General features: G+C 59.8%; 12 protein-coding genes and 3 pseudogenes. 5 read left to right on the forward strand and 10 right to left on the reverse strand.

What is annotated here, in order from left to right; translation table 11 throughout:
- Nucleotides 1–98 precede the first annotated feature (98 nt).
- Both BZ163_RS07665 and BZ163_RS07670 read left to right on the forward strand, forming a co-directional pair.
- Nucleotides 99–1,010: a LysR family transcriptional regulator gene (locus BZ163_RS07665; protein WP_128870427.1), complete on the forward strand. Its 912-nt coding sequence runs from the start codon at nucleotides 99–101 to the stop codon at nucleotides 1,008–1,010.
- Between the two features lie 93 nt (nucleotides 1,011–1,103).
- Complete coding sequence (locus BZ163_RS07670) at nucleotides 1,104–1,481, forward strand: cupin (protein ID WP_256578965.1); 378 nt, start codon at nucleotides 1,104–1,106, stop codon at nucleotides 1,479–1,481.
- Nucleotides 1,482–1,639: 158 nt separating this feature from the next.
- Here BZ163_RS07670 and BZ163_RS07675 read toward each other — a convergent pair whose 3' ends face one another.
- From BZ163_RS07675 to BZ163_RS07685, 3 genes are all read right to left on the reverse strand, one after another.
- Nucleotides 1,640–2,134 (reverse strand): PaaI family thioesterase, encoded by a 495-nt coding sequence (locus BZ163_RS07675; RefSeq protein ID WP_128870428.1) that lies wholly within the window; start codon nucleotides 2,132–2,134, stop codon nucleotides 1,640–1,642.
- Nucleotides 2,135–2,261: 127 nt separating this feature from the next.
- On the reverse strand, nucleotides 2,262–3,767 hold the full coding sequence (locus BZ163_RS07680; protein ID WP_371916792.1) for a methyl-accepting chemotaxis protein: 1,506 nt from the start codon (nucleotides 3,765–3,767) through the stop codon (nucleotides 2,262–2,264).
- 243 nt (nucleotides 3,768–4,010) lie between these two features.
- The gene (locus tag BZ163_RS07685; RefSeq protein ID WP_128870430.1) at nucleotides 4,011–4,592 is read right to left on the reverse strand and encodes a polyribonucleotide nucleotidyltransferase; all 582 of its coding nucleotides are present in this window, start codon (nucleotides 4,590–4,592) and stop codon (nucleotides 4,011–4,013) included.
- Nucleotides 4,593–4,908: 316 nt separating this feature from the next.
- Here BZ163_RS07685 and BZ163_RS07690 point away from each other — a divergent pair, with 316 nt between their 5' ends.
- Entirely contained in the window at nucleotides 4,909–5,148 is a 240-nt protein-coding gene (locus BZ163_RS07690) for a hypothetical protein (RefSeq protein WP_256578966.1), read from the forward strand.
- Between the two features lie 37 nt (nucleotides 5,149–5,185).
- On the opposite strand, the gene BZ163_RS07695 is transcribed toward BZ163_RS07690, so the two are convergent.
- On the reverse strand, nucleotides 5,186–5,980 hold the full coding sequence (locus BZ163_RS07695; RefSeq protein ID WP_128870432.1) for an alpha/beta fold hydrolase: 795 nt from the start codon (nucleotides 5,978–5,980) through the stop codon (nucleotides 5,186–5,188).
- A gap of 266 nt (nucleotides 5,981–6,246) precedes the next feature.
- On the opposite strand from BZ163_RS07695, the gene BZ163_RS07700 reads away from it, so the two are divergent.
- Nucleotides 6,247–6,600, forward strand: a complete 354-nt coding sequence (locus BZ163_RS07700) for a hypothetical protein (protein WP_128870433.1) — start codon at nucleotides 6,247–6,249, stop codon at nucleotides 6,598–6,600.
- A 12-nt stretch (nucleotides 6,601–6,612) separates the two neighbouring features.
- On the opposite strand, the pseudogene BZ163_RS35480 reads toward BZ163_RS07700, so the two are convergent.
- From BZ163_RS35480 to psrA, 5 genes and pseudogenes are all read right to left on the reverse strand, one after another.
- Nucleotides 6,613–6,729 (reverse strand): annotated as a pseudogene (locus BZ163_RS35480) (outer membrane lipoprotein carrier protein LolA); the annotation flags it as partial.
- Between the two features lie 39 nt (nucleotides 6,730–6,768).
- Nucleotides 6,769–7,594: pseudogene (gene phnX, locus BZ163_RS07710) on the reverse strand (phosphonoacetaldehyde hydrolase).
- 88 nt (nucleotides 7,595–7,682) lie between these two features.
- Nucleotides 7,683–8,555, reverse strand: a complete 873-nt coding sequence (locus BZ163_RS07715; RefSeq protein WP_128870434.1) for a LysR substrate-binding domain-containing protein — start codon at nucleotides 8,553–8,555, stop codon at nucleotides 7,683–7,685.
- Nucleotides 8,556–8,598: 43 nt separating this feature from the next.
- Nucleotides 8,599–9,894: an MFS transporter gene (locus BZ163_RS07720; protein WP_128870435.1), complete on the reverse strand. Its 1,296-nt coding sequence runs from the start codon at nucleotides 9,892–9,894 to the stop codon at nucleotides 8,599–8,601.
- A gap of 122 nt (nucleotides 9,895–10,016) precedes the next feature.
- Nucleotides 10,017–11,108 carry an iron-containing alcohol dehydrogenase PsrA gene (gene psrA, locus BZ163_RS07725; protein WP_128870436.1) on the reverse strand — a complete coding sequence of 364 codons (1,092 nt, stop codon included), beginning with the start codon at nucleotides 11,106–11,108 and terminating at the stop codon, nucleotides 10,017–10,019.
- Nucleotides 11,109–11,333: 225 nt separating this feature from the next.
- Between psrA and BZ163_RS07730 the strand changes: the two genes are divergently transcribed.
- Nucleotides 11,334–13,010, forward strand: a complete 1,677-nt coding sequence (locus tag BZ163_RS07730) for an NAD-dependent malic enzyme (RefSeq protein WP_128870437.1) — start codon at nucleotides 11,334–11,336, stop codon at nucleotides 13,008–13,010.
- A gap of 57 nt (nucleotides 13,011–13,067) precedes the next feature.
- On the opposite strand, the pseudogene BZ163_RS07735 reads toward BZ163_RS07730, so the two are convergent.
- Nucleotides 13,068–13,962: pseudogene (locus BZ163_RS07735) on the reverse strand (2-hydroxy-3-oxopropionate reductase).
- Nucleotides 13,963–14,242: the final 280 nt, after the last annotated feature.

Raw genomic sequence — 14,242 nt, forward strand, 5'->3', positions numbered from 1 at the left:
CTCAGCATCTTGTCACAGTGTTGTTATGGCTCGATGCTAGCGAGCATTATTGTGTATTTATAATTCTTTTTTTTTGTAATGCGATATTGGAAAAAACGATGCTTCCTACCCTTAAGCAACTCCAGTATTTTGTGGCGATCGCGGACACGGGACAGATCTCCAGAGCTGCCCAACGCTGTCATGTGACGCAATCATCAATTACCGCTTCGCTCAAAGGCCTTGAAGAGGTAGTGGGGGCATCCCTGTTTTCCCGTCACTCGAGCGGAGTACGTCTGACCGAGGCTGGCATTAGATTTTTACGGCATGCGCAGCTCATTGAGGCCGCCGTGAAGGACGCGGTAGCTGCTGCTTCAGTCGAACCAGTACTTATCACCGGTACAGTGCGTATCGGTGTCACTGAGACAATCACGGCGTATGTGCTTCCTTCGCTTCTACCGATCATCGAGCAGAAGTTCCCGAACCTGGATTTGAGGGTGGTAGAGCATCAGCGGCAAGATATCGAGCGCCTCGTACTGGATGGCGACCTGGATTTAGCCCTCCTGTTAGCCTCGAACCTGCCCGAGCGAGGCCATGTTGCTTGCGAAACACTGCTTAAGTCCTCGAGGCAACTTTGGGGACATCCGGAGCATCCGCTCATGCTGGCAGATAGGGTGGGGCTAGCCGATGTGGCCCTGCATGACTACATCTTGCTGGATATGGACGAGCACATCGATACTGTCAGGAAATACTGGGATCAGTACGGGCTGGCTCCTAAAGTCAGACTCCAGAGTTGTTCAATAGAGGCCGTGCGCAGTTTGGTCGCGGCTGGGCGTGGCGTAGCAATCCTGTCTGATCTGGTCTATCGCCCTTGGTCGCTGGAAGGACAGCGGATAGTTCGGCGGGTGCTTGCTGACAAGATCCCGTCAATGGATGTAGGCCTGGTGTGGAGGACCAAGCCAGCATTGCAGAGCAATGTTTCGGCACTCCGGGAGTTCCTTTCTATCGCACTGAAGGAAGCGATGAAGAGCTAGGAACTCGGTGTCCCTTGGTCGCCTCTCGACTGCTCAGACCGTTTAGGGGGTCTACTTCTACTCAGGCCCTATACGTACGCAGAGGAGAGCACCATGAGCAACGAACCGGTCGCACCCGAAACCAAAGGTGTTGCAGTCAAGTTACTTGCAACGATTGACCTTGGTCCCGAGATCGAAGGCATGGCAGGGCGCCAACTTAGAATGCGCAGGGTGACCATCGAGCCTGGAGGCGTCTTCGGGCCGATTCACAACCATATAGACAGGCCCGGTACCGTCTACATACTGCAAGGCACGATCACTGATCATCGAAATGGAGTCGCCACGGACTACGGGCCGGTAGTGGGTTGGCCCGAGGACAGGAACACCACGCACTGGCTTGAGAACAGAGCAACGATTGCCGGTCGATATTGTCAGGCAAGAGTAAGCTCAGGGCGGCAAACGCGAGCGATCAAGACGAGTGTGGACAAGTAGCTCACTGCCCAGCGAATCGTCGAATACGTGGGCGCGCCTTTGATCGAGCATTTTGGCACTGATAAAGCGCTCGACCAGGCCATAGAGGTTTGCACAGGTTCGGCCCTGAAGCCGCGTTCGAGGACTGTTCATGGACAAAGCCGAGTCGTTATAGCCGGCTAGCGCCCGTGAGCCGCATCGGCCAACTGCCCGGTATCGACCCGAACGAAAACCGAGTCGCCAACCGCGGTCAGCAGGTCCCCCGCATACACCTCGCAGATCACCCGGGTCTTGCGTCCGACTTCACCCTCGACCTTCGCCCGCAACGTCAGCGGCACGCCCATGGGAGTCGGCTTGATGAACTTGATGCCAAGGTTGCCGGTGACGCAGTTGATGCGCGGAAGGCTGTCGGCCGCGCGCTGTTCCTGCCGGTAGTGATAGGCCATCGCCGTCCAGTTCGAGTGGCAGTCGACCAGCATTGCGATGAACCCGCCGTAGACCAGGTCCGGCCAGCCGCAGTACTTGGCTTCGGGCACATGCTCGGCCATGACGTGCACGCCGTCCTCATGCCAGAAGCTCTTGATGTGCAGCCCGTGCGGGTTGCTGCTGCCGCAGCCGTAACACACGCCTTCCGGCGCGGCGCTGTCTTGCAGGGAGGTGTCGTGCGGGGGCATGTCTTGTCATCCTCTGGGAAGTGAGCCTCGGGTATTTTAACCGCAGTCCGGGGGATTGGGGCTTGGTATCGATTTGCCCAAAACTTAAAGCCCGCAGGAGCGGGCTTTTTTCAAGAAAATTGATGGGTTATCGGTTAAACCGCTCGACCAATGAATACTGGGTTTTAGCGGTCTGGGTCAATTCCTTGCTCAGCTCTGCCGAATGCCTGGCTTGTTCAGATGTCTGGTCCGCCAGATTGGCAATGGTCGTGATATTGCGGCTGATTTCCTCAGCCACGGCGGTTTGCTCTTCGGTCGCAGCGGCAATCTGGGTGGTCATGTCCGTGATGTTCGCGACGGCCTCACTGATGCCGACTAATGCCTTATCTGCCTCAAGCACCCACGCCACGCCTTCTTCAGCCTGTCGATGGCCGCTTTCCATGGTTTTAACCGCGTTGCTGGATGAGACCTGCAACTTGGATATCAGGTTATGGATCTGGATCGTGGACTGAGTCGTGCGCTGTGCCAGCTGACGCACTTCATCAGCGACGACCGCGAAGCCTCGACCCATGTCGCCCGCGCGCGCGGCTTCGATGGCGGCGTTCAGCGCGAGCAGGTTGGTTTGATCGGCAATGCCTTTGATGACATCCACCACCGTCCCGATTTCATTGCTGTCCTTGGCCAGCTGCGCCACCGTCAGCCCTGTCTCGCCCACCACGACGGAGAGGCGCTGAATGGCTTCTCGAGTGTCCCGCGCCACCTCGCGTCCACGTCCGGTCAGCACATTGGCTTCTTGAGTGGCGTCGGCAGTGCGCTGGACGTGGCTGGCAACCTCCTGCGTGGTGGCCGCCATTTGATTGACTGCGGCCGACACCTGCTCGGTCTCGACCCGTTGGCGGTCCAGTCCACGGGAGCTATCGGCGGCGAGGCCATCGGATCTGCCAGCCAGACTGGTCAGTTGCTCTGCCGTGTCTTGCAGCCGAGTGAGGCAGGTCTTGAGCCGAGACGCTTGACTGACAAACGCCGTTTCAAGGCGCGCCTGAGAACCGCGTTCATCGCTGTACATTTTGGCCAGCAACGAATCGGAGGTAGAGGCCTCAGCCAATTCCAGCAGATGCAGCGCCCCTCGGTTTTGCCTGCGGGCCGCAAGCAACCCGATGGGAATCGAAACCCCGACAGCCAGAATGAAAGCCACAGGCGCGCTGAGGAACATGCCGCCCAGCGTTCCCGCCAATCCGACCGTCACAACAGGCAACCAGGCGAGTAGGGCAGGTTGCCATTGATCGCTGCCCGGGACGGCTGATTTTCCAAGACTGATGCGTTTATAGAGGGCTTCGGCGCGGCGGATCTGCTCGGCCGTCGGCTTGACCCTGACCGATTCATAGCCAACCACCTCACGACCATCGAAAATCGGCGTGACGTAGGCGTTGACCCAGTAGTGGTCGCCGTTTTTGGCGCGGTTCTTGACGATGCCCATCCACGGCTTGCCAAGCTTGAGCGCGCCCCACATATGGGCAAAGATCGCGGAGGGGACGTCGGGGTGACGAACGATGTTTTGAGGCGCGCCGATCAGGTCGGACTTGTTGAAACCGCTGATATCAACGAAGGCGTCATTGCAATACGTGATGACGCCTCGTGCATCCGTTGTCGAGATGAGTTTTTGTTGAGGTCCAAGGGCAACCTCGCGCTGCGTAACCGGTTGGTTGTTTCTCATCTGTATTGCTCCTATGCCCTAAGTTAGGGGCATCGGCTGCAATGGGTGAAAGATTAACGAGTAATTCCTAAAGGACAGGTTGTGCGTCGGAAAAGCAGGTGGTCTCCGACAACGCTCCCCTTTCAGCCATCCCATATTGTTGCGTCGTGAGGGTTAACGAGTGGGCAAGAGCGACGGGTCCGGTCATTCACCAATGATCGCCTTGATCAATGCAATATGGGTCTTGCGAGTGTCGCGCGGTGAGATCAAGTGAATATAAGCGGCCGTCCTTCCAGAGGCCGCCAATAGCGTGGTGTTGAGAAGCTGATCGTTGCCCAGTGTGCCGTAGGCATCAATCTCGAGAATGCCAAGACCGTTGTTCTTGACCACCTCTTTCTCACGCAGAATCCTGAAGTCCTGGTAGCCGCTTTCATGCTTGCTGATGGTGCCGTTTGCCAATCCCAGCAGAAACTCCTCATCGTTATCCCCCTCAAACGATCCTTCCGGCACCGGGGTCTCGGTCACCACCACCATGCGTTTTTGCGCGGCGTTGACGTACATCGTGCCCGTCATGCCTCTGGCTCTGGCCTGCGCGTCAAGCTCAGGCAAATCGCGCTCGACGTAACCTTGCGGCAATGTGTAAGTCAGTTTGCCCGCGAGCACGGAAATCCTCTGGGGAGTACTTGCCTCACTGGTCGGCGGCTCCGTTGCTGCCTGAACCGCTGCAACGCCTTGAACCGAGAAGGCCAAACACAGCATGACTAGCTTGCGGCTGAACGATCGCATCGTAATTCCTTTTAGTGATTCCCTGAATGATCCTGCAAGTGTGCCCGAAATCAAGGGTCATGCTCGACCACCAAGCCAGAGTCTTGGTATGGGCAGCCAGAGCTACTGAAGGAAATTACGGAGCTCGCGATCCCGAGCCGTAGCTGATGACCTATTCAAGCCGTCCAGCCCCCGGTGCCTATCGGGCATCACCCAAAGCCAATCTCGACGCTTCAAAAAATTTGAACCGCTTTTAGACGCGCTCGCCTAATGATCATCCTGTGGATAATCCCACAGGCAATTTGCCAATACCGGCATACTCCGAGAGGTGGGCAACGTGGCTAAAGACGAGAAGAAAAGCAAAGGTGACGCTTCGAAATCCAGCAAGGACTTGAAAGACAAAAAGTCATCAGCGGCAAAGAAATCAGCTGCGGCCTCGGCTCTTTCGAAATCTTCCGAAAAGAAAGACAAGAAAAAAGATGCCGAACCAAAGAAATCTGCAAAAAAAGCTGATAGCAAGCCAGAAAAGGCCAAGAAGTCAGAGAAGGCAGAAAAGCCGGCGAAAAAGAAAAAGTGACATCTGCTGTCTGCTAGGGCTTTACGCCCTAGCTTCCTCAGGCTGTTCGGCGCGGGCTCTTCACCGCCGTGCTACTGCAGAGGAATTCGCGTATCGCTTCGGCGGTTCGCCTGGGGCTGGTCACCACGAAAAAATGCCCCTCGCCCTGCAGGACGTGCAGTTCGGCACGGCGAATGGCGCGGCGCAGGACGTGCGCGTTGTACAACCTCACCAGGGTGTCGCGATCGCCGGCGAGGATCAGCGTGCGCTGGCGCAGACGGAACAGCCGCAGCAGGCTGGTCCAGCCGACCAAGGCGGTGAGCTGGTGGTAATAGGTTAGCGGGTTGACCGTGAGCATGCCGTTCACCCTACCGAAGCGCAGCAGCGTCTGTATCGAGTTGCGCGAGCCTTCCTGCTTGTGCAGTCTGGCGCTTTTGCTCCGGGCAAAAAAATCCAGGATGTCGGCGGGCTTCACCAGCATCGCCGGGCCGGCCGAGGTCGCCGCGAGAATCAGCCGGCGCACCATGCTCGGATGACGCAGGGCGAATTCTTGCGCCAACGCCCCGCCCCAACTGAGGCCGAACACATCGATCTGGTCGATTCCCAATTGCTTGAGCATCTTAGCGATCAGGTCGGCATGGCGCGGCAGACGCATCGGCCAGCGGGGCGTTTGCGATTTTCCAACCCCGGGCACGTCCAGCGTGATGGTCCTGTAGTCCACCAGTTCATCGCGCAGCGGATCGAAGGTACGGATCAAACCACCCAGGCCGTTGAGCAAGAGCAGCGGTGAGCCTTGGCCGCGGATTGAAACGTTCAACTGCAAGTCTTCAATGGTTAATGTGTGCGTTGTCATGGTTTCCCCCTTGGCCTACTCGCTGCTAAGACAGCGTCCGGCGCCAAACGACTGCTTTTTGCCGATTGCTGCCTGTCGAATTTCCAGATTCCAATGGAAAAATAAATCCGTCGCCTTTTTTCGTTGCGTCGCCTTTTTTCGTTGTAGGAGCGAGCTTGCTCGCGAAAAACTAACAGGCGCCGGGTACATCCAGACAGTACGCGTTATCGTTGACGTCCATCGCGAGCAAGCTTGCTCCTGCAGCGGACCGTGTTTGAGGATTGTTTATGGATGAAATTGAAATTTTGTCGCTGTCTCCCGGGGGGCGTTATCGTGTTGAGGCAGCGGTTTGGGAGGCAGGCAATAGTCACTGGGTGTATTTGCCGCACATCATTGATACCGAGCAGGATACCTGCCTGTTCAAATTTGCAGATCGTCGCTGGTCATTGGATCGTGACACCTGGCTGAGCGCGACGTCGCTTGAGGTCATGCTGCGCAAGTATCCAGGGGATCGGATGGGGACAGGGGTGAGGGTGGTTATCGATTGTGCTCGCCGGACTGCGCGTTGCGGTGATGGGCCGGAGATTGGGTTGTCGGTGTTGGAGGGGGCGCTGGAGGCGATGTTGGTGCGCGGCTACTGAGTTTCGTGGTCCTGTAGGAGCGAGCTTGCTCGCGAAAAACCGGAGGGCGCCGCGGGGATTCAGGTAGCAAGCGTCATCGTTCACGTCCATCGCGAGCAAGCTTGCTCCTACAGGGATCTTGTTGGACATAAAGTTATGTCCAACCCCGATAACCGGGGGGTATTGCGGTCAGGAACCCTGTGGGGTTTCTCCGCGCGCCAGGCGGGCGTTGATGTCTTCGATCACGGCCGGCAACTCGACGATGGTGTCGATCAGGTAGTGCGGGCGCGAGGCTTCGAACATCTTGATGATGCGCGCCCGTTCTGCGGCCAGCTTGTCGGCAGACAGGGCCTTGAACTGCTCGTAGGTCAAGCCCAGCGCGTTGCCGGAGCAGGTCAGTGCGACCGTCCACATCCCGGCGCTGCGGCCTTCGAGAATGCCTGGCCAGGTGTCGTCGACCTTCACACACGCGGCAACGTCGCTGATGCCCAGCAATCACGTTGGCCAAGGCCTGGGCCGGGTAGGGGCGACCATTGGGCACTTCGTCGGTGGCGACCACGTGGTCGGCGACGTAGCCATTGCGGCGCGCCAGCTCGACCACTTTTGCCATGACCACGGCCGGGTAACCCGAGCAGGAACCGATTTTCAGGCCTTTGTCGCGCAAGGCCGCGATGGCGTCCAGGGCGCCGGGAATCAGCGCCGAGTGCAGGGCGATCTTCTCGATCTGCAGGGGCATGAAACGCTCGTAGAGCGCGGTGACATCGTCATCGGTCGGCAGGCGGTCAAAGGCCGCACGGTAGCGTTCGGCGATCTGTGGCTGGTTGCATAACGTGCGGATATGGTCCCACTTGCCCATGCCCATGGGGCCCCGGGCTTCCTCCAGCGAAACGGCAACGCCGAACTCGGCGAAGGCCTCGACGAAAATTTGGGTGGGGGCGAAGGAGCCGAAATCGACGACGGTGCCGGCCCAGTCCAGGACCACGGCTTGCAGATGGGTGGGTTGTTGATACTGCATGATGAATCTCCATTTTTTTTGGCTAAGGGCAGGCCGTCCTTCGTGTCTCCAGGAGGTCAGCCTATTGAGGGTCGAACGCGTTACGCAATCAGGTGGCCGGTATCGGGCTTGAGTCGAACAACTCCGCGATCATCGGCCGGTTCCTGCGAATACCCAGGCAGCACAGGTGGTAATCGATCGAAAACGGATGGTTGACGAAGGTGATCGGCTTGGTGCCCGGGGTTTCCGCGTACTCGACGGCCGAGACGAAACCGATGCCGATGCCCTTGGCGATGGCATGCACGATGGCTTCACGACTGTTCAACTGCATGACGCAGTTCAGGTCGACATCGAGGCGCTTGCAGCTCTCTTCCACCAGTTGGCGGGTGCGTGAGCTTTTCTCGCGCATGACCCATTTTTCGTCGCTGATCTGCTCCACGTGCACCTCTTTCTGCCGGGCCCAGGGATGGTCGTCGCGCACCACGGCAATGATCGGATAGCGCCGGTAAAGTTGGGTATCGAAGCGCTGGTCGAATTCGGAGAGGGCCAGGATCGCCACGTCGATGTCGAAGTTGAACAGCCGGTCCAGGGTCTCTTTTTCCGGCGAAAACGAGGTTTCCAGTTCGATGTCCGGATGGCGCTGCATCAGCTCGTACGTGAGGTTCATCGCGATGGGCGGAGACACCGCGCCCAATCGCAGCATGCCGGTCTTGCGTTGCTTGAAACTTTGCAGAAGTTGCACGGCTTCGTCCTCTTGGCCGAACAGGCCCTGGGTGATCGCATACAGCTTGTGTCCTGCCGAACTCATCTCGATGAAGCGGCCGCGGCGGTGGAAGAGTTCCACCGAGAACTTCTTCTCCAGGGCGTTGACCTGCTCACTGACGGTCGGCTGCCCGATGCTCAGGTACTCGGCGGCGAGGGTGAAACTGCCCGTCTTCGCCACCGCATGAAAGGACCGCAGCCACTTGTGGTACTGGTACATAAAAGATCCTGTTCTTGTGCCTGAGCCGTCGTTTGTCGAGCCATCAGCGCCTGATGAACAGCGCCACCGTCGCGCTGCACAGGCACGCTGTGGTGACCACGATGAAGATCAGCGAGGTATTGCCGGTAGTGTCGAGCATACTGCCGATCAGCGGTTCCGCCAGGCCGGCGAACAGGTAGGAGGAGAAATTCATCACCCCGGTCGCGGTGCCGGCGCGCTTGGCGCCGACCAGGTCCGGGCACAGCGCCCAGAAGCTGGAGGCGGGGCCGTAGACGAAGAAACCGCACAGGAACAACGCCACCAGGCCAGTCGCGCTGTGAGGCGCAAGGGTCCACATCCACAGGCTGGTGCCGGCACCGAGGACCATGTAGAGCATGATCGCCAGGTAGCGTTTGGAGCCGAACAGCTTGTCCGAGATCCAGCCGTTGCTGAGGGCGCCGATGGCCATGCCGACTGGCAGGGCGACGGTGATCCATTTCGGATCGAGCATGCTGTCGCCGCTTTTCCAGTCGGCCCCCAGAAAGTGCACCGGCACCCAGACGATCAAGCCATAACGCGCCGCGTTCTGGAATCCCAGGGACACCGCGGCGATGATCAGGCGGAAGTTCTTCAGGACGGCCTTGTAGCGTTGCGCGGAGGTCTCGACTTCACCCTGTGCCACTTCGTGCGCTTTGTCGTCGGCGTTGGCCACGCCCGTATCGGCGAGCGGTTCGAAGCCCAAGTCCTGTGGGCGTTCACGGGCCACCAGGTAGAAAATGATGCCGCCCGCCAACATCAGCAGCACCGGCAAACGGAAGATCCAGCGCCACTCCAGTTGCAGCACCTCCAGCACCACGATCGAGGTCACGTAGGACAGGACAGAGGCGCAACCGGCGGCGAACACATAAAAGCCATAGACCTTGCCGCGCTCGCCGGCGCTCCACCAGTTGGAGATCAGTCGGCTGCCTGGCGCCCAACCCAGGGCCTGGAAGTATCCGTTGATGCCCCACGGCAGGATCAGGCTGGCCAAACCGCTGGCGAAGCTGGTCATCCAGTTGGCGGCGCAGGACAGCACGGCGCCGAGGGTCATGATGCGACGGCCGCCGAACTTGTCGGCGAGGTTGCCGTTGATGGCCTGGCCGATGGCGTAGGCCCACAGCATGGCGGCCGAGATCCAGCCGAGGGTTTCCTTGCTCAGGCCAAACTCTGCCTGGATGCCCGGGATGGCGAAACCGAACGTCTGCCGACCGGTGTAGAAAAACAGATAACAGAACATGGCTGCCAGCAGCATGCGCCACTGGGCGACGCGAAACGAGGAGGTGGAGACTGCGAGACCGGGCATGGTTTGGGCACGATTCATGATCTTTTCCTTATTATTTTTCGGTCCCTCCGATGGGCGTCGGAGGGTGCACGCTTATGTGGGTGCAGCAGGCAATCGCCGCGGCCCGTCACGCCGCCGGCAGTGCTGGGTTCGGGCAGGCGTCAGGCGGCTTGTGAGCCGATGAAGTTCTTGCCCCGTGCGCCTTGCAGGGCGAAACCGATCATCGCTTCGGCTTCCTTGGCCGTGACGCCGTAGTCGGCGAATTCGGTCTTCACGTCCAGGCTGTGCAAAAAGTCGCGCAACCGGGCCTGGGCTTTGGGCAGGTCATGGCCGAAGATGCTTTGCAGCGTCCGGTCCCGTGCCTGGTCATGGCCCCAGGCAAGGCCCAGTACCAGCGGCAAGGTGAAGGAGCAGGCGATGCCATGGGGCAGGCCGTAGTGCAGGGTCATTTCATAGGAGATGGAATGGGCCAGTGCGGTCTTGGTATTGGAGAACGCCAGCCCGGCCTTGAGCGCGGCCAATGCCATGCGCGAGCGCAGTTCCTTGCTGGACAGGTCCTGGCGCAGCAGCGGCAGGCATTCCAGGATGTCGGCAATGGCGGAGACGGCGAAGGTGTCCGAGACTGGATTGGCATTGATGTTCCACACCGACTCCAGGGCATGGGACAGGGCATCCAGGCCGGTGGAAACGGTGACGCCGCCCGGCACCGTCAGCATCAGTTCAGGGTCGACGATGGCCACCTTGGGCCAGGTGCAGTCCAGGTGCAGGGAGTATTTCTTATGGTTGGCGGAGTCCCAGATCGTGGCCCAAGGGGTGACTTCGCTGCCGGTCCCCGCGGTGGTGGGGGCCGCGATCAGTACCTTGCTATGCGCCGGAATGAAGGGCTTGCCCGTTGCCAGCAGCGCGAGCAATTCATCGAAGCGGCCCGACTCGGTGCCGACGATCAACGCCTTGGCAGTATCGATGGCGCTGCCGCCGCCCACGGCGATGACCGTGTGGCAGTCGCCGGCCTCTTGCCAGAAGCGTTCATAGGTACCGCGCAGTTGCGCCACATCCGGGTTAGGCTGGACATCCTCGATCACGTAGACCAGGCGGTCGCCGAGCAGGTCCTGGATGCGATCCACCAACCCCAGTGCGCGCGCTTCGGGAAAGGTCACGAGGGCCACGGTCTGGTGCTCGGTGATAGAGGCGAGTTCTTGCAGGCTGCCCCAGCCGAAACGGGTATCAACGGGGTTATGGAATCGGGCAGTCATGGTGGGTCCTTTGTTTTTGTTGTTTGAAGTGACCCCATGCTCGCGGTCCGCGGACCCCAGCACAAATCGATAAATCGCAGGGTTGAATCGGCTGAGCCGATACTGGAAGGGTCAGGAAGAGCGACCAGAAATTGCCGCAAAATGGACACGCAGTTCTCCCGGTACTTGGCATCCGAATTCATCTGTGTATATTGAATTCAAAATACAAAAGCACAGGAGGTTGAGATGAGTAAGCCTATCGATCGAGCCGTACAAGTTCCTTTCGCCGGCCCTGCCTTGTTGGGCACGCCGCTGCTGAACAAGGGCACCGCTTTCAGCGAGCAAGAGCGTGATGCCTTGCATCTGCGAGGGTTGCTGCCGCAACAGGTCGAGACCATCGAGCAGCAGGCCGCGCGGGCCTACCAGCAGTACCAGGCCTGCGGCACCGACCTGGACAAGCACATCCTGTTGCGTTCGATCCAGGATTCCAACGAGACCCTGTTCTATCGCGTGGTCGATGACCATCTCGACGAAATGCTGCCGATTATCTACACGCCCACCGTCGGTAAGGTCTGCCAGGAATTCTCCCGCATCTACCGCAGCCATCGCGGGTTGTTCATCAGCATTGCCGATCAGGATCGCATCGACGAGATCCTCAACAATGTGACCAAGGACCATGTGAAGGTCATCGTCGTCAGTGATTGCGAGCGCATCCTAGGGCTTGGTGACCAGGGTGTCGGCGGCATGGGCATTCCCATCGGCAAGCTGTCGTTGTACACGGCCTGTGGCGGCATCAGCCCGGCCTACACCTTGCCGGTGGTGCTGGATGTGGGCACCAACAATCCGGCGCTACTGGCCGACCCCCTGTACTTCGGCCGTCGGGAACAACGCGTTCGCGGGGCGGACTATGACCGGTTCCTGCAAGCGTTTGTCGAAGGTGTCCAGCGCCGCTGGCCGGAAGCGATCCTGCAATTCGAAGACTTTGCCCTGACCAATGCCATGCCGTTGCTGGCGCGTTATCGCGATCAACTGTGCTGCTTCAACGATGACATCCAGGGCACCGCCGCCGTGACCGTGGGCACCTTGCTCGCGGCGTGCAAGGTCAAGGGGCAGCGCCTGTCCGAACAGACCGTGGCGTTTGTCGGCGCCGGATCGGCCGGCTGCGGGATTGCCGAACAGATCATCGCCGCCATGCAGCTGGAAGGCTTGAGCGAGGCCCAGGCTCGCAGTCGGGTGTACTTGCTTAACAGCAAGGGGCTGCTGACCGATCGCCAGCCCGATCTCTACGATTTCCAGCAACGCCTGGCACACACCAGCGAGTCGCTGGCGCAGTGGGATTTCAGCGCCGACTGGCCGTCGCTGCAGGAAGTGGTGAGCAACGCCAAACCCACGGTGTTGATCGGTGTTTCGGGCAAATCCGGTCTGTTTACCCAGCAGATCGTCGAGACCATGCATGCGCATTGTGCGCAACCGATCATCATGCCGCTGTCCAACCCGACCTCGCAGATCGAGGCGCACCCCAAGGACATCCTGCAATGGACCGGCGGGCAGGCGCTGGTGGCCACCGGCAGTCCGTTTCTGCCGATCGAACTGGCCGGCAAGACCTATCCCATTGCCCAGTGCAACAACTCCTACATCTTCCCCGGCATCGGCCTGGGGGCGATTGCCAGCAAGGCCACCCGTATCACTGACGGCATGCTCATGGCCTCTGCCCAGGCGTTGGCCGAGAGCGCCGGCGCCGGGCAGATGCTGCCGCCGTTGCGTGAAGTCCAGGCGGTGAGCAAGCGCATCGCCTTCGCGGTCGGCATGGCGGCACAGCGCGACAGCGTTGCCGCGCCGTTGTCCGAGCAGGCCTTGTCGGCGGCCATCGAGCAGCATTTCTGGCAGCCGGTCTATCGCCAATACGTGCGCCGTCCGGAGTAACGGACCCGACAAGAAAATCCCGCCAGTACGGCGGGATTTTTTTGCCTGTCGAAAGCTTCAGCCCTTGGCGTCGCGGATGGAAAAACCGGCCATGTGTTCCAGCCCCTTGATCAAGGCCGAGTGGTCCCATTGGCTGCCGCCCAGGGCCGCGCACGTGCTGAACACCTGCTGGGCGTTGGCGGTATTGGGCAGGTTGAGGTGCAACTCGCGGGCGCCTTCCAGCGCCAGGTTCAGGTCCTTCTGGTGCAGGGCGATGCGGAACCCCGGATCGAATGTGCCCTTGATCATGCGTTCGCCATGGACTTCGAGAATCTTCGACGACGCAAAACCGCCCATCAGCGCCTCACGGACCTTGGCCGGGTCGGCCCCGTTTTTCGCAGCGAACAACAGGGCTTCGGCCACCGCCTGGATGTTCAGCGACGATGATCTGGTTCGCCACTTTGGCGGTCTGACCGTCGCCATTGCCACCGACCCGCGTGATGTTCTTGCCCATGCATTGCAGCAGCGGCAAGGCGCGGTCGAACACGGCCTGATCGCCGCCGACCATGATGCTCAGGGTGCCAGCCTTCGCACCGACCTCGCCGCCGGAGACCGGTGCATCCAGGTAACGCGCGCCGGTGGCGACGATTTTTTCCGCGAATGCCTTGGTGGCTGACGGGGAAATCGAGCTCATGTCGATCACTACGTTGTCCGGGCCGGTGCCTTCAGCGACGCCATCCTTGCCGAACAGCACCGCTTCGACATAGGGCGTGTCCGGCACCATGACAATGATGAACTCAGCTTGTCGCGCCACTTCACAGGGGTTCGCCAACACCTGGGCACCGGTGTCGGTGAGTGCTGTGGGCGGGGTGCCGTGGTGGCTGGAAAGGAACAGCTGGTGGCCGGCCTTGACCAGGTTTTGCGCCATGGGCAGGCCCATGATGCCGGTGCCGATAAATCCGATGTTAGCCATGGGGAAATCCTCGTGTTTTTGTTGCTGCTTCAAACAAATGGGGGACTGCTTTTGTCGGCGCCGGCTTGCTGGCGAAGGCGTCTTCATGGGCGCTGCAAGGCTTGAGGCCGCCTTCGCTGGCAAGCCAGCGCCTACAGGGATCACCTGCGTACAGGTGAATGTTGGTTAACGCCAAACCCCTGTGTAGGAGCCGGCTTGCTGGCGAAGGCGTCTGCATTGGCGTTGCAAGGCTTGAGGCTGAGCCTTCGCTGGCCAAGCCCAGCTCCTACAACGGGGATCA

This window comes from Pseudomonas sp. VI4.1, from assembly GCF_002029345.1.
GTDB lineage: Bacteria > Pseudomonadota > Gammaproteobacteria > Pseudomonadales > Pseudomonadaceae > Aquipseudomonas.